At 65.6% G+C, this 18,259-nt stretch carries 16 protein-coding genes and 1 CRISPR repeat array; of the genes, 13 read left to right on the forward strand and 3 right to left on the reverse strand.

The window, feature by feature from the left end:
* Positions 1–14: 14 nt before the first annotated feature.
* Positions 15–653 carry a flavin reductase family protein gene (locus tag ABD104_RS09340; protein ID WP_343927417.1) on the reverse strand — a complete coding sequence of 213 codons (639 nt, stop codon included), beginning with the start codon at positions 651–653 and terminating at the stop codon, positions 15–17.
* Here ABD104_RS09340 and ABD104_RS09345 point away from each other — a divergent pair.
* From ABD104_RS09345 to ABD104_RS09355, 3 genes are all read left to right on the forward strand, one after another.
* Positions 652–1,125, forward strand: a complete 474-nt coding sequence (locus ABD104_RS09345) for a MarR family winged helix-turn-helix transcriptional regulator (RefSeq protein ID WP_087841601.1) — start codon at positions 652–654, stop codon at positions 1,123–1,125. The two genes, ABD104_RS09340 and ABD104_RS09345, sit on opposite strands and share 2 nt — an antisense overlap.
* Before the next feature lie 210 nt (positions 1,126–1,335).
* Positions 1,336–2,370 (forward strand): ABC transporter substrate-binding protein, encoded by a 1,035-nt coding sequence (locus ABD104_RS09350; RefSeq protein WP_087841559.1) that lies wholly within the window; start codon positions 1,336–1,338, stop codon positions 2,368–2,370.
* Positions 2,367–3,593, forward strand: coding sequence for an amidohydrolase family protein (locus ABD104_RS09355; protein ID WP_132979115.1), 1,227 nt, complete (start codon positions 2,367–2,369; stop codon positions 3,591–3,593). Before ABD104_RS09350 ends, ABD104_RS09355 begins: the two co-directional genes overlap by 4 nt.
* 21 nt (positions 3,594–3,614) lie before the next feature.
* Here the strand turns inward: ABD104_RS09355 and ABD104_RS09360 are convergent, their stop codons facing one another.
* Complete coding sequence (locus tag ABD104_RS09360; RefSeq protein WP_087841561.1) at positions 3,615–4,511, reverse strand: LysR family transcriptional regulator; 897 nt, start codon at positions 4,509–4,511, stop codon at positions 3,615–3,617.
* A 336-nt stretch (positions 4,512–4,847) separates the two neighbouring features.
* Here ABD104_RS09360 and ABD104_RS09365 point away from each other — a divergent pair, with 336 nt between their 5' ends.
* From ABD104_RS09365 to cas2e, 10 genes are all read left to right on the forward strand, one after another.
* Complete coding sequence (locus tag ABD104_RS09365) at positions 4,848–5,687, forward strand: cysteine hydrolase family protein (RefSeq protein ID WP_279814658.1); 840 nt, start codon at positions 4,848–4,850, stop codon at positions 5,685–5,687.
* Entirely contained in the window at positions 5,684–6,727 is a 1,044-nt protein-coding gene (locus ABD104_RS09370; RefSeq protein ID WP_343927418.1) for an ABC transporter substrate-binding protein, read from the forward strand. The genes ABD104_RS09365 and ABD104_RS09370 overlap by 4 nt, the downstream gene beginning before the upstream one ends.
* A gap of 69 nt (positions 6,728–6,796) precedes the next feature.
* Positions 6,797–7,588 (forward strand): SDR family NAD(P)-dependent oxidoreductase, encoded by a 792-nt coding sequence (locus ABD104_RS09375; protein ID WP_087841564.1) that lies wholly within the window; start codon positions 6,797–6,799, stop codon positions 7,586–7,588.
* A gap of 11 nt (positions 7,589–7,599) precedes the next feature.
* A complete protein-coding gene (allB, locus tag ABD104_RS09380) occupies positions 7,600–9,057 on the forward strand; it encodes an allantoinase AllB (protein ID WP_343927419.1) in 1,458 nt (485 codons plus the stop codon).
* Positions 9,054–10,085: a cyanuric acid amidohydrolase gene (gene atzD, locus ABD104_RS09385; protein ID WP_343927420.1), complete on the forward strand. Its 1,032-nt coding sequence runs from the start codon at positions 9,054–9,056 to the stop codon at positions 10,083–10,085. Before allB ends, atzD begins: the two co-directional genes overlap by 4 nt.
* Before the next feature lie 4 nt (positions 10,086–10,089).
* Entirely contained in the window at positions 10,090–10,953 is an 864-nt protein-coding gene (locus tag ABD104_RS09390) for an ABC transporter ATP-binding protein (protein WP_343927421.1), read from the forward strand.
* Positions 10,950–11,747, forward strand: coding sequence for an ABC transporter permease (locus ABD104_RS09395; protein WP_087841568.1), 798 nt, complete (start codon positions 10,950–10,952; stop codon positions 11,745–11,747). Before ABD104_RS09390 ends, ABD104_RS09395 begins: the two co-directional genes overlap by 4 nt.
* Before the next feature lie 692 nt (positions 11,748–12,439).
* Complete coding sequence (locus tag ABD104_RS09400; protein ID WP_087780757.1) at positions 12,440–12,730, forward strand: nucleotidyltransferase family protein; 291 nt, start codon at positions 12,440–12,442, stop codon at positions 12,728–12,730.
* Complete coding sequence (locus tag ABD104_RS09405) at positions 12,727–13,080, forward strand: HepT-like ribonuclease domain-containing protein (RefSeq protein WP_087841569.1); 354 nt, start codon at positions 12,727–12,729, stop codon at positions 13,078–13,080. Before ABD104_RS09400 ends, ABD104_RS09405 begins: the two co-directional genes overlap by 4 nt.
* A gap of 453 nt (positions 13,081–13,533) precedes the next feature.
* Positions 13,534–13,833, forward strand: a complete 300-nt coding sequence (cas2e, locus tag ABD104_RS09410) for a type I-E CRISPR-associated endoribonuclease Cas2e (RefSeq protein WP_343927422.1) — start codon at positions 13,534–13,536, stop codon at positions 13,831–13,833.
* Between the two features lie 64 nt (positions 13,834–13,897).
* Positions 13,898–16,675: a CRISPR direct-repeat array (repeat unit 29 nt; unit sequence CTGTTCCCCGCGTGAGCGGGGATGAACCG).
* Between the two features lie 143 nt (positions 16,676–16,818).
* On the opposite strand, the gene ABD104_RS09415 is transcribed toward cas2e, so the two are convergent.
* A complete protein-coding gene (locus ABD104_RS09415; protein ID WP_087841571.1) occupies positions 16,819–18,225 on the reverse strand; it encodes an alkaline phosphatase PhoX in 1,407 nt (468 codons plus the stop codon).
* Positions 18,226–18,259 lie beyond the last annotated feature (34 nt).

The following is an 18,259-nucleotide window of genomic DNA, read 5'->3' on the forward strand; positions in this document are numbered from 1 at the left end:
GGAGTGGAAATGCGCTAGCCCGACGCCATGGGGATCGAGCGGCAATAAGTCGCGTTCTGGTAAAGCAGCGGGGCACTGCGGTCTGACAGCTGTACGTCGTCGACCTCGCCGATGAAGACGGTATGCGTGCCGAACGGAACGGCGAGCTTCTTGACGCAGAAAATGCGGGCCTGCGCCGAGGCCAGGTGCTTGATGCCTTCTTCGGTTTCGGCCCAGTCGCCCAGGGCAAACCGTTCGCCGGGCGCGACCGCGCCGCTGAAGGCGGCGGAGAGGTCCTGGTGTTCCTGCGCCAATACGTTGACGCAGAACCGCTCGGTCGAGGACATGATGTGATGCAGCAGCGTGCGGTTATTGATGCAGACCAGCAGCGCCGCGGGATCGAGCGATACAGAGGTGACCGCGGTGGCGGTCATGCCGTGGCCGCGCTCGCGGTCGCCAGCGGTGATGATGGAGACGGTGGCGGCGATGCTGCGCATGGCCTGGCGAAACGCGACTTGCACGTCGCCGGAAGGCGTGGCGGCCATGTGTCTTCCTCCATGTTTTTCGTACTGTTTGAACAGTTTCACATACAACAATTGAAAATACAACTGTTGTAAAGTCCAAATCAGATAGGGGTTTTCTCTGCCCCGGTTCCTGAGCGCAGCCTTGACCATGTATCGATTGACCGATTCCTTTCCCTACTTGCTCAACCGCGTGGGCGTGCGCATAGGCGAGTTGTTCAGCAAGCGGCTTAAGCCCTATGACCTCACGCTGCCGATGTATCGCGTGCTGGTGTCGCTATGGGAAAGGGGCGATCAGAGACTGAACGAACTGGGCAAGGCGACCACGCTGGAGGTGTCGTCGCTGTCGCGGCTGATCGGCACCATGGAGGAGCGCGGCCTGGTGGTCCGGAACCGGCTGGAGGACAATGCGCGCGCCGTGGCGATCAATCTCACCGCGGAAGGAAGACGGCTGGCGGAAGAACTGATTCCGCTGGCTGTCGAATTCGAGGAGGTGGCCATCCACAGTTTCGGCCGGAGCGAAGTGGCGCGGCTGAAGTCGGCCATGCTCGACATCTACGAACACCTGAACGCGCTCGATCCGCGGCTGCTGGAACCGGGCCGCAAGCGCAAATCCGGACACTGAGCGCTCCAGCCCGCCCATCCGTTGCCAATACGGCAACGGATGGGCCGTGAAAAGGCAAGGTTCGAGTACGCCAACTGGCACAAGGTATGCATGAGTCGGGCGTGGCCTGGAACGGGGCGCCCGCATGCACCATCAGTGGGCATCCCGCCGCTCGGAGCAGCGAGGCGGATTGCCTTCCGGGTCGCAACCTTATCGAAGGAACGATCCGACATGTCTATTTTCCGCTGGATTATCCGGGCCGCCGGCCTGGCCGCCCTGGCGTGCGCCTTGCCCGCCGCCGCGCAATCGCCCGCCAAGATCAGATTCATGCTGGACTGGAAGATCCAGGGCGTCCACGCCTGGTTCTATTGGGCCAAGGACAAGGGCTATTTCAAGGATGAGAACCTGGACGTGACCATCGACCAGGGCGACGGGTCGGCGGCGGCGGTGACACGGGTCATGTCCGGGGGCTACCAGGCGGGCGTGGGCGACGTGAACGCCATCATCCAGAATGCCGCGACCAAGCCCGGCGAGGCGCCTGTCATGGTCTACATGATCTACAACCAGGCGCCGTTTGCGCTGATTACCAAGGCCGGCGGGCCGATCAAGACGCTCAAGGACATCGAGGGCAAGACGCTGGGGTCGCCCGCCGGGGCGGCGGCGCTGAAGGTCTTCACCGCGCTCGCCAAGCGCAATGGCATCGACGAGAAGAAGGTGAGCTGGACCAACATGGCCCCGAACCTGCAGGAGCAGATGCTGCTGCGCGGGCAGGTGGATGCTTCGGCGGTATTCGCCGCCACCAGCTACATGAATCTGGTCGCGCAGCACGTGGATCCGGACAAGGACATCCGTTGGATTTTCTACAACGACAACGGCCTCGATCTGTACAGCAATGGCGTGCTGGTATCTCCCAAGCTGCTGGCCGAGCAACCGCGCGCGGTGGGCGGCCTGGTGAAGGCGGTCAACCGGGCGATGAAGGAATGCATCGCCGCAGCGGACGCCTGCATCGACAACCTGGCGCGCAACGAGCCGCTGATCGACAAGAGTATCGAGAAGCGCCGCATGTTGTACGTCCTCAAGCATTCCATCCTGACATCCGAGGTGGCCGAGATCGGATTGGGGGACGTGCGCGACGAGCGCATGGCGCGCGCCATCGACCAGATCGCCGACAGTTACGGCCTGCCGCGCAAGCCGTCGCCGGGCGAGGTGTTCAACCGGAGTTTCCTGCCGCCCAAGGCCGACCGCACGGCCAGGCTGCCGCTATGACGGCCGCGCAGGCGGCAACGGATGCCTGGGGCATCCGCAATGCGGCTCTCCCCGGGCGCGAAGGGCGGTGGCGCGTGATCGTGGCCGGGGGGCGCATTGCCGAGATCGCGCCCGAGGGCGACGGCGGCCGGTATGCCGACGCCTGGGACGCGGACGGACGGCTGCTCTCGACGGCCTTCGTCGACCCTCACGTCCATGTGGACAAGGCGCTGACCAGCGACCGCGTGGATGATGCCGTGGCCGCGTCCGACCTGGACGCGGCGATCCGGGCCGTGCGTCGCCTCAAGTCCGGCTTTACCGAGGAGGACGTCGCCGCCCGGGCGGCGGCGTCTCTGCGTATGGGGCTGGCGCACGGCACGACCGTGGCACGCACCAACTGCGAGGCTGACCGCCATGTCGGCTTGCGCGCCGTGGCCGGCGTGCGTGCGGCAGCCCGGGCGTTGGCGGGCGCGGTGGACGTGCAGGTCATCGCATTTCCCCAGGAAGGCTGGTTCGAGACCGCCGGCTCGGCCGAGGACGGCGCGGCGCCGTACATCGAGCAGGCCCTGGAGGCCGGCGTGCGCATCGTCGGCGGCAACGTCAACCGGGCGTTGTGGCCATCGGATCCCGAGCGCCAGGTGGACGAGAGCTTCGCGCTGGCCGCGCGCTACGACTGCGACATCGACTATCACCTCGACAACTGGGATACGCCCGAGTCGTTCACCCTGCCCTACGTGGCGCACAAGACCCTGGCGCAGGGATGGCAAGGCCGCGTGGCGGTGTCGCACATTGCCTCGCTGGCCGCGGTCGGCGATGCCGAGGCGGCCGACGCGATCGACGCGGTCAGGCGCGCCGAGGTGAACGTTTGCGTACTGCCCACCCGCATGCGGCTCACGCGCGTGCTCGAACTGATGGAGGCCGGGGTCAACGTGGCCTGTGGCACCGACAACATGCGCGATCCGTTCGTGCGCTATGGCGATGCCGATCCGCTCAAGGCCATGCTGCTGCTCGCGCAGATCACGCGCCAACTGCACAACGCCGGACTGGAGCGGATCTGGACGACCATGACCGGCAATGCGGCGCGCATGCTGCGATTGCGCGACTATGGCATGGCGCCTGGCTGTCATGCGGATCTGGTGTTGCTGGACGCGCATTGCGTGTCCGACGCGATATTGCGGCAGGCCGCCCGGCTTGCCGTGTTCAAGCGCGGCATGCAGGTGGCGGGACAGCTCCGCGTGGTCTGATCCGCGCCGGGTGGCGGGGCATCAGGCTTCGGCCGCCGCCAGCGTCTGCTGGATGTGTTCGACGAAGGCATGCGCGATCACCGGCAACTGGCGGTGCCGCAAACTCGCCAGCACCAGCTTGCCCCTGGGGAAATGCCGGTCCTCCAACTGCCGCGCGACCAGTTCCCCGCCTTCGGTGACCGCCCCGATGGCAATCTGGAAGGAAATGGCTTGCTGGTAGTAGAGGCAGCCGCGCAGGAATTCGAACGAGTTGCTTTCCACCATCGGGTGCAATTTGATCGAGCTGCGCGTCATGAAGCGCTCCAGCAACTGGCGGCCGCCTATGTCGCGATCGGGCAGTACGACGGGATAGTCGGCACAGTCGCGCAAGTAGACGCGAGGCTGCCCGGCCAGGGGATGGCTGCGGTGCATCAGCGCGACCAGGGGCTGGTCGAACTGCCTGATGGACTCGATGTCGGCCTCCGGCGCGAGGTTGAAGACCAGGGCCAGGTCCACGTCGAAAGCGCGCAGCGCCTCGAGCGCCTGCAGGTGGTCGCCGAAGGTGACCTCGAACGAGACCAGCGGATGGGCGGCGCGGAATGAGGACACCGCGCCGGGCAGGCAGACCGGCGCGAGCGCCTGGCTGGCGACGATCCGGACAGTGCCGCGGCGCTTTCCCTTCAATTCTTCGATTTGTGACCGGACGCCGTCGAGTTCGGCGCTCCGGCTGCGTATGTAGCGCACGAAAAGCTCGCCGGCGGTGGTCAGCCGCATGCCTCGGGGAAGGCGCTCGAAGATGGGCGTGCCCAATTCTTCCTCCAGATCCTGGATGCGGCGGTTGACGGCCGACGGCGCGACGTGGAGCCGCTCGGCAGCCTGGCGGATGGAGCCGACGCGAGCGACTTCGTCGACGTAGCGGAGAAAGCGCAGGTGATTCATGAGGGGAGGACGTGGAAGTGGGGAAGGGGTGGACGCACTGCTTCGTGGCCTGCGCCGCCCGATAGCGGGCATGCCGCTTCGGTTTGGTGCATGGGCCGGTACGTGTGCGAGGCGCATCGGCGGCGGCCGGCCCGCCGCCCCGTCGAGCGCGGCAGCCGTGCGGAAAGGCCACCAGCCAGGGGCGGCGCGGGCGTGTTCCGCATCGTTGCCGATACGGCAACGGGTAGTCCGTCAAATGGCATTGAATTGGATCGCAGAATCAGGTGGACGGGTACGGTCATTGCATAGAGCAAATCATGTTCCGGGATTCGCCGGCATCCACGCATCGTCCAGACCATGACCGCACCGACTGTTCCCACCCATTCCTTCGGCCCCTCGCCGGACAACGCATGGACCCAGCGAGACGATTGCCTGAGCCTCGTCCGCCCGGCCCGCCCGTCCCGGCCGCTGCGCCTGCCGTCCGATGGACAGGCGCTGGAGTTCGATCTTGCTCGCTCCGCGTTGATCGTGATCGACATGCAGAATGACTTCTGCCATGCCGACGGCTGGTTCGGCCAGAAAGGCGTGGACGTCTCGCCCATGCGCGCACCCATCCCGGCCATCGCCGCGCTGTTGCCGGCATGGCGCGCCGCGGGCGGACGGGTGGTCTGGCTCAACTGGGGCGTGCGTGCCGATCGCCTCAATCTCAGCCCCACCATCCTTTTCAAAGGCAAGCGCAGCGCCGACGGCGTGGGCTATGCCGAGTGCTCGCCCGATGATCGCGGCCCCAGCGTGGTGGCCGGCGAGTGGGGCGCGCGCGTCGTCGAGGAACTGCCGGTGGCGGCGGACGACGTGACCGTCTACAAGCATCGCCTTAGCGGCTTCTGGGACAACGAGCTGGACAGCCTGCTGCGCCAGCAGGGCATCACGACACTGTTCTACGCGGGCGTGAATACCGACCGCTGCGTGTTCTCCACGCTGCAGGATGCGGGGTTTCTGGGCTACGACAACATTCTCCTGGCCGATGCCTGCGGGTCGCCATCGCCTGATTACGTCACCCAGGCCATTCATTTCCTGGTCAGACAACTGCACGGTTTCGTCGCCAGCGCGCAAGACCTGGCTGGCGCGCTGGCAGCCAACGCTCCGCAATCGCCGGAGCTTCCCTCCACTCCTCGTTCTATAGGAATCGCTCCATGATTGATCATCTGAAACGGCTGGTTCGCGCCTCGGCCGGCGCCGCCGCGCTCGGACTGTGCCTGTCGGCGCTTCCGGCCCTGGCCGATGCCCAGCCCCGGATCAAGCTGACCTTGAACTGGAAGTACGAGGGGGCACAGGCCTGGTTCTTCCTGGCCCAGGAGCGCGGCTATTTCAAGGCCGAAGGACTGGATGTCCAGATCGACCAGGGCGAGGGGTCGGCAGCCGGCGTGCCCAAGGTCGCCGCCGGTACGTACACCGCGGCGTTCGGCGACATGAATGCGCTGATCGACTTTGCCGCGCGCCGGCCCGACGATGCGCCGGTGGCCGTCTACATGCTGTACAACGTCGCGCCGTTCACCGTGGTCGTGAAAAAAAACAGCCCCATCAAGACGCCCAAGGATTTCGAGGGCCGCACCCTGGGCGGGCCCGCCAGCGACGGCGCCCTGAAGCTGTTCCCCACGCTGGCGAAGACGGCGGGATTCGACCTGGCCAAGGTCAAGATCAACAACATGGCGCCCAACCTGCGCGAGCAGATGCTGTTGCGCGACCAGGTCGACGGCGTGTTCGGCTACGTGAACACCGTGTGGTTCGCCGCCAAGCTGAGCGGCATGGATCCCGAGAAGGACCTGCGCTTCATCAAGTACGCCGACTACGGCCTGGACCTGTACTCCAACACCATCATGTTCTCGCGCAAGTTCGCCAGGGAGAACCCCGAGGCGGTCAAGGGTTTCCTGCGCGCGCTCAACAAGGCGATCAAGGACGTCGTGGCCGATCCCGACGCCGGCATCGCCGCGGTGCTCAAGCGCGAACCGCTGCTCAAGGCCGAGCTGGAGAAAGAGAAGCTCCTGTCGACCATGAAGCGCGACATGAGCCACCCCGAGATTGCCAGGATCGGGCTCGGCGACGTGGACGATGCCCGCCTGAAGCGGGCCATCGATCTCGTGGTGCAGGCCAACCAGCTGGGCAGCACGCCCGCCGTATCAGCGGTGTTCGACCGCGGCTTTCTGCCGGCGCGCGCCGAGCGGCCCACGCATTTCTGAACCCCCGCACCGCCGGCGACGGCAGGCGCGGCGGGATCGAGTACTACCGCATTGAACGAGAGATAAGACATGGAATTGCAGCTGAAAGACAAAGTGGCCGTCATCACCGGCCCCGCCAAGGGCATGGGCCGGGCGATCACCCTTGCCTTCGCCCGTGAAGGGTGTGCGCTGGTGCTGGCCGGGCGGGATGTCGTCGCCATCGAGCCGGTCGCCGCCGAGGCGCGCGCGCTGGGCGTGCGCGCCAAGGTGATCCGGTGCGACCTGATCGACGCCGGCCAGACCGAGGCCCTGGGGCGGGAAGCCGAAGCGGCCTTCGGCCGGGTCGACATCCTGGTCAACGTGGCCGGCGGCTCGGGTCCGATCGGCAAGACGGGCTGGGAGACCACCGCCGAGGAGTTCGACGAGATCGTCGGCCTCAACATGAAAGGCTGCTTCAACACCATGCATGCCGTGCTGCCCGGCATGATCGCCCGGCGCTACGGCAAGATCGTCAACGTCGGCGGCACGTTCGGCATGCGCGGGCGCGCCGGTCGCATGGCGTACTCCGCCTCGAAATGGGGCCTGCGCGGCATTACCAAGAGCTTTGCCCTGGAGGCCGGCCCGCACAACGTCAACGTCAATTGCGTTGCCCCGGGCATGGTCGACGGCCCCCGCTTTCGCGAGAAGGTCTGCGCGGACATGGCGCGCAAGCACGGCATCCCGCTGGAAGAGGCCATGGCGCGCCATGCCGCCGACTATGCGCTGCGCCGCGTTTCCACCGACGAGGACGTGGCCATGGCCTGCCTCTTCCTTGCCAGCGACGCGTCGCGCCAGATCACCGGCGTCGATCTGCCGGTCGACGGCGGCTGGGCCGCACTGTAAGGAGAAGACACATGAGCCAGGTAGATCTCCTCATCCGGGGCGGCAGGATCGTGTCGCCCGACCAGATCATCGAGGCGTCGGTCGCCATCGACGGCGGCCGGATCGTCGCCGTCGGCCATGACGACATGATGCCTTCCGCGCGAGAGACGCTGCAGGCCGACGGCCTGTACCTGTTGCCGGGCGCGATCGACAGCCACGTGCATTTTCGCGACCCGGGGTATCCCAACAAGGAAACCTGGAAGAGCGGGTCGGCCGCGGCGGCCTGCGGCGGCGTCACCACCGTGTTCGAGATGCCCAACACCAACCCCGCCACCGGCACGGTCGAGGCGCTGCGCATCAAGCAGAAGGCGGCGGAATCGTCCTATGTGGACTACGGCATCCATGGCCTCCTGGGCGACGACACCATAGACCGGCTGGAAGAATTGCTGGATGCGGGCGTGACCAGCTTCAAGGCCTTCGTCGGCAACACCTTCGGCAACTTGCCCGCGCCCACCGACGGCGCGCTGCTGGAGGGGTTCGAGAAACTGGCGCCCCTGGGCATACGCACGGTCGTGCATGCCGAGAACTCGTCCATCATGGCGCGCCGCCAGCAGCGCATGGAAGAGGCGGGACGCATCGACGCCATGGCCCATCTTGCCTCGCGTCCCGCCGTATGCGAGATCGAGGCCATCGGCCGGGTATTGACCCTGGCCGAATGGACCGGGGCCCGCGTGCACATCGCCCACCACAGTTCACGCGATTCGCTGTTCCTGCTGCGCGACGCCAAGCGGCGCGGCGTGGACGTCACGGTCGAGACCTGCCCGCAGTACCTGCTGCTGAACATCGGCGACATGACGCGCCTGGGCGGCATCCTGCGCCTGAACCCGCCCATACGGGAAGCCCATCACAACCAGCCGCTGTGGGATGCCTTGGTGGAAGGCGTGATCGACATGATCGCCACCGACCACGCCCCGCACACGCCGGAAGAAAAAAGCCGGCCGAATATCTGGCAATGCGACTGCGGCTTCCCCGGGGTGGAAACGCAGATGCCGCTGATGCTGACCGAGATCAACCGCGGGCGGGCAAGCCTGATGGACTATGTGCGCTGGAGCTCGGTCAACCCGGCCAAGGCCTGGGGCCTGTATGGCACGAAAGGCGTGATCGCCGCCGGCGCGCATGCGGACATCGCCATCGTGGACCTGGCGCGCGAAGGCGTCCTGTCGGAAGGCAAGCTGCACAGCGTCAGCAAGATCTCGCCATGGAACGGCCGCGTCGTGAAGGGGTATCCGCTGCATACCCTGGTGCGCGGCCGCTTCGTCATGCGCGACGGCCGGCTGGTCGAGGAGGCCGCCGGGTGGGGACAGTCGGTCAAGGGCGTGCAGCGCATGCCGGCTTCCAGGCCCCGCAACGTCGAGAGCTACACGTCGAACATCCTGGAGACGCCGGCGGGTGTCCCGCCCACGGCGGCACCCAGCCGGGAGGCCACATGACCGGGACAGCAGAAGCCGCGGGCCGCCGGGCGCAGGTCGTGGGCGTGCATCGCGTATCCTGCCGCGGGCCGGGCGACCTGTCCGGAGTCGGGACGCTGGTGGACACGGGCGAACTGGATCCGCGCCACGTCTTGGCGGTCATGGGCAAGACCGAAGGCGTGTTGTCGCCGCATTTCACCGTATTCACGCGCCGTTTCGCCGCGGCTGCGGATGCGCCGCCGGCGGGCAAGCGGCTGGTGGTGGGCGTTGCGCACACGCGCGATTTCGCGCCCGAGGAAATCGGCCGCGCGGCGCAGACCGACGCCACGGCCGAGGCCGTGAAGGCCGCCATGGCCGACGCCGGCATCGTGTCGGCGGCCGACGTGCATTTCGTGCAGGTCAAGTGTCCGCTATTGACCTCGGCCAAGGTGAACGATGCGTTGTCGCGCTCGGCAGATCCGGTCACGCGCGACACCTACGAGTCCATGGGCTACTCGCGCGGCGCCTCGGCGCTGGGTGTGGCGGTGGCGACCGGCGAGATCGCGCGCGAACGCGTCGGCGATGACTCGGTGCTGGACGACTGGTCGCTGTGGTCGGCCCGCGCATCGGTGTCGGCCGGCATCGAACTCGAGGGCAACGTGGTGATCGTCCTGGGCGAGGCCCAGGGCAGCCTGTCGCCCTATCGCATGGCGCACACGCTGATGCGGGACGCCGTGGACGCCGCGAGCGTGCGCGCCATGCTGCGCGAGTCCTTCGGCCTGGATCCCGACCGCGATGCCGAGGCGCTCGGCCAGCGGCTGGTGAACCTGCTCGCCAAGGCCGAGGCCAGTCCCGACGGCGGCGTGCGGGGGCAGCGCCACACCATGCTCAACGACTCCGACATCAACGCCACCCGCCATGCGCGCGCGGCGGTCGGCGGCGTGCTGGCATCGGTAGCCGGCCATACCGCGCTGTACGTGTCCGGCGGCGCCGAGCATCAAGGTCCACCCGGCGGCGGGCCGGTGGCCGCCATCCTGCGCATCGACGCGCCGTCTCTCCTCAGGGAATGACTCCATGACCCGATCCTTCATCGAACTGGCGGACGTGACGCTGCGCTACGGCGGCGGCACGCTGGCGCTGGACCACACCGACCTGGACATCGATCAGGGCGACTTCGTCGCGCTGGTCGGCCCCAGCGGCTGCGGCAAGTCCACCATCTTGAAACTGGTGGCGGGGCTGCTCAATCCCAGTTCCGGCGGCGTCATCGTCGGCGGGCGCGAGGCCGGCGCCAAGGGCGGCGGACCGGTCGATCCGCATACGCCGCGCGTACGCATCGGCCTGGCGTTCCAGAACCCCACCATGCTGCCCTGGCTGACCATCCGCGAGAACGTCATGATCCCGCTCAAGATCGTCCAGCCGTTCCGCGCCGACTACGCCCGCAAGAAGCGGGGCGAGTTCGCCGAACGGGCCGAGGCGCTGCTGGAACAGGTGGGCCTGAAAGGCTTCGGCGACAAGCGCCCATGGCAATTGTCCGGCGGCATGCTGCAGCGGGCGTCGCTGTGCCGCGCGCTGGTGCATGACCCGCAACTGCTGCTGCTGGACGAGCCGTTCGGCGCGCTGGACCAGTTCACCCGGGAAGAACTTTGGGCCATCATGCAGGAGCTGTGGATCGCCAAGCGGCCGACGGTGCTGCTGGTGACGCACGACCTGCGCGAATCCGCCTACCTGGCCAATCGCATCTGCGTGATGAGTTCGCGCCCCGGCCGCATCCTCGAGGACCGGGAGGTCGGCTTCCCGCGCCCGCGCACGCTGGAGGACAGCTACGCGCCGGAATTCGCCACCCTGGTCCAGGAACTGCGCATGCGCATCGCCCATGCGCGCACGGAGAGCGATACCGCTCCCGCCAATATCGAACCGATCGCAAGGAGAGTCGCATGAGCGATGAGAAAAAGCCGCTGCTTTCGCCCAAGACGAAGCGCTACATCCTGTCCGTCCTGGCACTGGCCGGTTTCTTCCTGCTATGGGAGGTAATCTGCCTGGCAACGGGCGTGTCCGACCTGGTCCTGCCGCGCCCCAGCCAGATCGCCGCCGTGCTGGTGGAGAAGATGCCGCTGCTCTGGCCGCATACCGTGCAGACGCTGTACACGACCGTGACCGGGTTCGTGCTCGGCGTGCTGGTGGGCATCGTGCTGGGCATGATCATCGGCTCCTCGCGCCTGGCCTACGACGTGGCCTATCCGCTGCTGGTCGGCTTCTCCAGCATTCCCAAGGTGGCCGTGGTACCGATCTTCGTCGTCTGGTTCGGCGCCGGCACGATGCCCGCGATCCTGACCTCGCTCGTCATCAGCATCTTCCCGGTCGTGGTCAACGTGGCCACGGGCCTCGCCAATACCGAGCCCGAACTGGAGGACGTCCTGAAAGTGCTGGGTGCCAGCAAGCGCGACGTGCTTTGGAACGTAGGCCTGCCGCGCGCGCTGCCCTATCTGTTCGCATCCCTGAAGATCGCCATCACGCTTTCGTTCGTTGGCACCGTGCTGTCCGAGACCGTCGCCGCCAACAAGGGCATCGGCAACGTGATGATGATCGCAAGCGGCAACTTCGACGTGCCGCTGGTGTTCGCCGGCCTGTTCATCCTGGCGGTGCTGGGCGTCGCGTTGTATGCGGTCTCGGCCCTGATCGAAGTCAGGCTGACAGGGTGGGCGCAGCGCAAGAACGACATGGCCATGGCGTGATGCGGCCGGCGATCGGACATCTCATGAGCACCACGGCTGGAGTTGGGCGTCATCAACCGCCGGTTGCATGATCGAGGAAAAAGCCGCCTTGAGTTAAGGATGTGAGCGGGCTGTGCTTGCGGATGGAGCCTGGGTTCTCATTCCATATGGGACGTCCAGAGCTCGCATTTGTTGCGGCTGGGAGCTGATTGGCTATGATGGCTTGGGGACGATTTTTTTTTCAGCTGGGTCTGGTTCTTTAAAAAATTGGTGGATTTAAAGAGGCCGATTTTCTCTTTTTAAAACAAGTGCTTATATTTGGTGGTGTTCCCCGCGGGAGCGGGGATGAACCGTACATCATCCGCGACATCATGCGCGTGACGCTGTGTTCCCCGCGAGAGCGGGGATGAACCGCGAGGGGCCAGGGATGAGATACGCCACAGCTGGTGTTCCCCGCGTGAGCGGGGATGAACCGAACATCGAGCAGGTCTTCAACGAGTCGCTGGAGTGTTTCCCCCGTGAGCGGGGATGAATCGGTCGGCTAGATGGGAAGCGTGGTGTAATCAAACACGCAACTGAGCGGCTTCGCGACACCAGAAGTGCCGCCAGCATCTGCGAGCCAAACGAAGTGAGCGGCGTAACTGCCGAGCCGGCCTCCGTCTTGTCGGGAACTACAATATAAGTGCCCTCGCAATGAATCCTGGAGGACGACCATGCGACCATCCGAAATTCTTGCATTGAAACGAAGCGCGGTACGCGAAGCGGCAGCTCGTTTCAAGACAGCGAATCCACGTGTCTTTGGTTCGGTTCTACACGGTACCGATCAGGACGGTAGCGATCTTGACATCTTGGTCGATGCTCTGCCCGGCGCTACATTGTTCGACCTCGGCGGCCTCCAGGACGAATTGGAAACGCTGCTTGGGGTGCATGTCGACTTGCTTACCCCGGGCGATTTGCCCATGAAATTTCGGGCCAAGGTTCTTGCGGAAGCCCAACCCGTATGAATCGCCTTCCTGACTATCTCGATCACATGCACCAAGCCGCCGTCAATGCGTGCGCCTTCACCGAGGGCATGTCCAAAGACGAGTTCCTGACGGACCGGCGGACGCAGCAGGCGGTTGTAATGAGCCTCATCATCATCGGAGAGGCTGTTACGAAAATCATAGATCACCATGCCAGCTTTGCCGCAGCCCATCCCGAGGTGCCTTGGCGCAATATGCGTGCGATGCGTAATCGCATGGCTCATGGCTACTTTGATATCGATCTCGGCATTGTGTGGGACACTGTGAAGCTGGCCTTGCCCACACTACTGCTGCAGCTAGGAAATCTGCGCGACGAAGCTGGCGGACAATGATTCAGAATACGGGAGCCAGGTCCGTTTGCACCGGTATTCCAAGTGGCAGCACAAAGCTCCCCTGCTCCGAACGCTAGCTCGCTGTTCTAAGTTTTTCTCTCTGCACGCGCTCAATCGCTTTAACTTCATTTGGTTGTCTGGGTACCCAGGTCAAATCCGGGTCATGCGGCCGAATAGCTCCGTGTCTCTTCTTGAGCAGCCGTTTCGCACATCATCGTCGATCCCCCTGGCTTTTCGCATAGCCGCAAAGTCTCCGGAGGCGCCCGAGCGCGAAGTGCGATTGGCCTGCCGGGATTTGTTTCGATCTGGCAAGCTGCTTGGACGGATCATTCCCCTGATCGACGATGTGTTGGCCGCTGGTGGTATCCAGCCGCCCGAGGCCCCTCCTGAATCCGTACCTCCAGCCATTCCGAATCCAGAAAGCGACGGCGACGTCGGGCATCGGAGTCGCTGATGAGCTTGCTCGTGGTTCTCACCGAGAACGTCCCGCCAAGATTGCGCGGGAGATCGGCCATCTGGTTGCTCGAGGTCCGAGCCGGTGCCTATACCGGTGATGTATCGCGCCGTACACGGGAAATGATCTGGCAGCAGCTCGATTCAGGGTATGAAGACGGCAACATCGTGATGGCTTGGGCCAGCAACAGCGAATCTGGCTATGACTTCCAGACGCTTGGGGCGAATCGCCGGGAACCGGACGACTACGATGGGTTGAGGCTGGTTGCGTTTCTTCTGCCAGAGGGGTCAACTCTTTAACAGAAAAGTTGGTGGGTTTTTGGCATCCGATTTTTCCCTTTGAAAACAATCGGTTATGTTTGGACTGTTCCCCGCCTGAGCGGGGATGAACCGGCGGATCACGCCCGCCGCGTGGCAGAGTGCCGCTGTTCCCCGCCTGAGCGGGGATGAACCGCGGTCGCCGATGACTGCCACCGGCCGCGCTATCTGTTCCCCGCGTGAGCGGGGATGAACCGGCGTCCGACTGTCGCTCGTGGAGCTCCAGGTCCTGTTCCCCGCGTGAGCGGGGATGAACCGCGGTGCCGGCGAAGGCCTTACCATCTTCCTCCCTGTTCCCCGCGTGAGCGGGGATGAACCGCTGCTGGACCGCCTCCAGTCCGAGGACCGAGCCTGTTCCCCGCGTGAGCGGGGATGAACCGACCATGGCGGGTTGACATGCGCCGCATCCGCCCTGTTCCCCGCGTGAGCGGGGATGAACCGCGGCCAACAACCTGCGCAACTTCATGGCAAAGCTGTTCCCCGCGTGAGCGGGGATGAACCGTCACGTTCTCCCAGCGCAGGTATTGCGCGTGGTCTGTTCCCCGCGTGAGCGGGGATGAACCGCATGGCAGGCCGTTGCCGCCGCCAAGACCCTCCTGTTCCCCGCGTGAGCGGGGATGAACCGAGCATGACCAGGCGACGCTGCATCGCCTCGGGCCTGTTCCCCGCGTGAGCGGGGATGAACCGGGCGAGGTGGCGCCCGTTGCCGAGTTCGAGCGCTGTTCCCCGCGTGAGCGGGGATGAACCGCGCCAATTCCTGGCAATCCAACGCTCCTCGATCTGTTCCCCGCGTGAGCGGGGATGAACCGGTCCTGGAGTTCCAGCAGGCCATGGCTGCCCACTGTTCCCCGCGTGAGCGGGGATGAACCGCTGCCGTCTTTGCCCACACATCCACCTGAACCCTGTTCCCCGCGTGAGCGGGGATGAACCGTAGGTTCTTCCGGGAACTTTTTGCCTGCGGGGCTGTTCCCCGCGTGAGCGGGGATGAACCGTCATGGTGCTGTCGCCTGGCGGGGACACCGCGCTGTTCCCCGCGTGAGCGGGGATGAACCGCCCTATCGACCGCCATCACGGCCGTGGCGGCGCTGTTCCCCGCGTGAGCGGGGATGAACCGCGATTTTGACGCAGGGCCGCAGCAAACACATTCTGTTCCCCGCGTGAGCGGGGATGAACCGCAATGGTTTTTCGTTCGCCTGGGCGCGCATGACTGTTCCCCGCGTGAGCGGGGATGAACCGTCAACGATGCTGCGGCTGATTAAAACCGTTTGCTGTTCCCCGCGTGAGCGGGGATGAACCGTGATCGCCCCCGTTCCGCAGCCATGGCCTCCCCTGTTCCCCGCGTGAGCGGGGATGAACCGGCAGTGTTTAAATCCTACGCCTAATCGGGGAGCTGTTCCCCGCGTGAGCGGGGATGAACCGTTCGACTGGGACATGCCGCGCCATGCGTGGAACTGTTCCCCGCGTGAGCGGGGATGAACCGGGCCAGCAGTTCGTCGCCTACCATGTCCATCCCTGTTCCCCGCGTGAGCGGGGATGAACCGTCCGAGTCCTCGCCGAAGTCCTCGACCCACTCCTGTTCCCCGCGTGAGCGGGGATGAACCGTGTCCCACAGGGCCAGGGCCTCGTCGCTGCCACTGTTCCCCGCGTGAGCGGGGATGAACCGTTCACCGGCCTGGTGAAACTGATCCTTACCGCCTGTTCCCCGCGTGAGCGGGGATGAACCGCCGCTGCAGAAATTCGTGCACTGGATCAATGGCCTGTTCCCCGCGTGAGCGGGGATGAACCGAGCCTGTTCACCGCGCCCGACGACCGAGGCCTCTGTTCCCCGCGTGAGCGGGGATGAACCGGCGTCCCAGTGGGATGCCCTGCAAGCCAAGAACTGTTCCCCGCGTGAGCGGGGATGAACCGCTGGCGCAGCAGGAGACCGAGAATGTCATCGACTGTTCCCCGCGTGAGCGGGGATGAACCGCCGCACCACCAAGCGGCGCTGTTCCGTCGCTTCTGTTCCCCGCGTGAGCGGGGATGAACCGCCGCTTTTACCGCCCTTATGGAACCCTCGCCTCTGTTCCCCGCGTGAGCGGGGATGAACCGATCCCGCAGGGGGAACGATGATGGACGACAACCTGTTCCCCGCGTGAGCGGGGATGAACCGCGTTGAATTTAAACGCGTTTATCCGATTGCAACTGTTCCCCGCGTGAGCGGGGATGAACCGGTGGGATTCAGCGACAAACTCGTCACCCTGGCCTGTTCCCCGCGTGAGCGGGGATGAACCGGAAAACAAGAATTACTCCACGTTCGCCCTTGCGCTGTTCCCCGCGTGAGCGGGGATGAACCGTACAGGGGGATGTCGATGGTCATGGCTGCTCTCTGTTCCCCGCGTGAGCGGGGATGAACCGCCCCGTTTTGCGCAGAGCAGACGGACGTCGCACTGTTCCCCGCGTGAGCGGGGATGAACCGTCTTTGTCGTCGGTGACGCCGAGAACTTGAAACTGTTCCCCGCGTGAGCGGGGATGAACCGACCATGGCGGGTTGACATGCGCCGCATTCGCACTGTTCCCCGCGTGAGCGGGGATGAACCGCCGTCGTAGCACTCGCCCCAGCCAGTTCGCATCTGTTCCCCGCGTGAGCGGGGATGAACCGGCCGTGGGCGGCCGGGAAACCGAGGCCAACGCCTGTTCCCCGCGTGAGCGGGGATGAACCGACACGTCGCCGTCGCTGGGCCACTCCGAAGTACTGTTCCCCGCGTGAGCGGGGATGAACCGGCCCGGCTCAGAGTGCTGGTGGGGATGCCGCACTGTTCCCCGCGTGAGCGGGGATGAACCGCATTGCGGATGCCGGTTGGTGCCGCAGGCGCCCCTGTTCCCCGCGTGAGCGGGGGCTGAACCATTCGAGATCAGCCGTCGAATGGGTTCGTTCGAATGCTCCCGCTCAGGCTGGGCATGAGCCCATGCCTCCTCACTGCCTGGCTACTCCACCAGCTTCGTCGGCAACAGCACCTCGAACGTGATCCCTTCCTCCGATTTGCCCGCCGTACCGCGCTGCGAGCTGAAGTAGAGCCGGGTGCCGTCGGGCGAAACGGCGGGGCCGGTGATCTCGCTGTCGTCGTGGCCGACCAGCCGCATCACGGCCTGCGACGTGCCGTCGTCGCGCAGCACGCCGATCTCCAGGTTGCCCGCGTCCTCGGCCACCAGCATTTCGCCGAAGGAGGTGATGGTGATGTTGTCCGGTTCGTCGATGCTGTGGGTGTCGGCCGGGCCCAGTTTGCCGTCGAAGATGACTTCGAGGGTGCGGTGGGCGGTGTCGTAGGCCCAGATGCGGCTGTTGCGGGACGTGACGAAGAATACGATGCCGTTGAAGAACCAGATGCCTTCGGCCTTCTGGAAGTAGTTGCCGGGGGGCAGGATGCCGCCCTTGCGCAGGGTGTCGCGGATGTTCTTCTGGCCCTGGTCGGGGAAGGCCACGGGCTCCCAGGTGACGGAGGCCGGCGTCTTGCCGAAGCCGATGAGGTCGGCGTAGGCGGCGTCGGAGGCGTCGGCGTCGCGGGGCAGGGCGTCGATGCGCAGCACTTGCAGCTGGCCGGATTCGAACTTGACGGGGCGTGCGGCGCCGGTGGGCCAGTCGGTCGAGTCGCAGACGTAGCGGTAGATGCGTCCGCCGCTGGCATCCTCGGTCAGGTACAGCATGCGATTGGCCGGATCGACACAGACCGCTTCATGCGCGTACTTGCCCAGGGCGGGCCAGGCGCGGGGCGGGTTGGCGTCGGACCAGGGGCGGTAGGGGTCGCATTCCCAGACCATGCCGGCGATCTGCTGGGTGAGTTCGAATTCCTCGCACGACAGCCAGGTGTTCCAGGGCGTGGGGCCGCCGGCGCAGTTGCCCGAGGTGCCTTTCAGGATGGGGTAGGCGTCGACGATTTTGCCGGTCTTGTCGAACTTGAGCGCGCTGACGCCGCCCAGCGGGGCGGTCATTTCGGCGTTGCTGACGTAGATCCAGCCGCCGTCGTCGGTGGCATAGCAGGCTCCGCCGTCGGGCGCGGCATGCCACAGGAAGCTGCCGCCGCTGACCGGGGCCTTGCCGCTGCGCGCGACGATGCGCGAGGAGAAGCCCTTGGGCAACATCACGCCGTTGGCGTCGGCGGGCTGGAGGGCGCTGAATTTGGCGAAGGGGTTGAACTTCTCGACCGGTGGTTCGGGGTCGACGGGGGGCTTGGGATCGACCGGCGCGGGGTTGGCGGAAGCGTCGTCGCCATCGCCGCCACAGGCGGCCAGGAAGCCCGTCAGGCTGACCGCGCCGGCGGTGCGGAAGGTCTTGAGCAGGAAGGCGCGACGCAGGGAGAAGTCCAGGGGGATGACGGGGTAGGTATGTTCGCTCATCGTTGTCGGGGTGCGGATGGGGGGAGATGCTCGG

This window comes from Pigmentiphaga daeguensis, assembly GCF_039523035.1.
Lineage (GTDB): Bacteria > Pseudomonadota > Gammaproteobacteria > Burkholderiales > Burkholderiaceae_B > Pigmentiphaga > Pigmentiphaga daeguensis.

Bases quoted from the DNA above. Each gene is read 5' to 3' on its own strand.
- ABD104_RS09415 (WP_087841571.1), bottom strand. From the start codon at position 18,225: ATGAGCGAACATACCTACCCCGTCATCCCCCTGGACTTCTCCCTGCGT.
- atzD (WP_343927420.1), top strand. From the start codon at position 9,054: ATGACCGGGACAGCAGAAGCCGCGGGCCGCCGGGCGCAGGTCGTGGGC.
- ABD104_RS09395 (WP_087841568.1), top strand. From the start codon at position 10,950: ATGAGCGATGAGAAAAAGCCGCTGCTTTCGCCCAAGACGAAGCGCTAC.
- allB (WP_343927419.1), top strand. From the start codon at position 7,600: ATGAGCCAGGTAGATCTCCTCATCCGGGGCGGCAGGATCGTGTCGCCC.
- ABD104_RS09355 (WP_132979115.1), top strand. From the start codon at position 2,367: ATGACGGCCGCGCAGGCGGCAACGGATGCCTGGGGCATCCGCAATGCG.
- ABD104_RS09370 (WP_343927418.1), top strand. From the start codon at position 5,684: ATGATTGATCATCTGAAACGGCTGGTTCGCGCCTCGGCCGGCGCCGCC.
- ABD104_RS09375 (WP_087841564.1), top strand. From the start codon at position 6,797: ATGGAATTGCAGCTGAAAGACAAAGTGGCCGTCATCACCGGCCCCGCC.
- cas2e (WP_343927422.1), top strand. From the start codon at position 13,534: ATGAGCTTGCTCGTGGTTCTCACCGAGAACGTCCCGCCAAGATTGCGC.
- ABD104_RS09390 (WP_343927421.1), top strand. From the start codon at position 10,090: ATGACCCGATCCTTCATCGAACTGGCGGACGTGACGCTGCGCTACGGC.
- ABD104_RS09405 (WP_087841569.1), top strand. From the start codon at position 12,727: ATGAATCGCCTTCCTGACTATCTCGATCACATGCACCAAGCCGCCGTC.
- ABD104_RS09350 (WP_087841559.1), top strand. From the start codon at position 1,336: ATGTCTATTTTCCGCTGGATTATCCGGGCCGCCGGCCTGGCCGCCCTG.
- ABD104_RS09345 (WP_087841601.1), top strand. From the start codon at position 652: ATGTATCGATTGACCGATTCCTTTCCCTACTTGCTCAACCGCGTGGGC.
- ABD104_RS09340 (WP_343927417.1), bottom strand. From the start codon at position 653: ATGGTCAAGGCTGCGCTCAGGAACCGGGGCAGAGAAAACCCCTATCTG.
- ABD104_RS09360 (WP_087841561.1), bottom strand. From the start codon at position 4,511: ATGAATCACCTGCGCTTTCTCCGCTACGTCGACGAAGTCGCTCGCGTC.
- ABD104_RS09365 (WP_279814658.1), top strand. From the start codon at position 4,848: ATGACCGCACCGACTGTTCCCACCCATTCCTTCGGCCCCTCGCCGGAC.
- ABD104_RS09400 (WP_087780757.1), top strand. From the start codon at position 12,440: ATGCGACCATCCGAAATTCTTGCATTGAAACGAAGCGCGGTACGCGAA.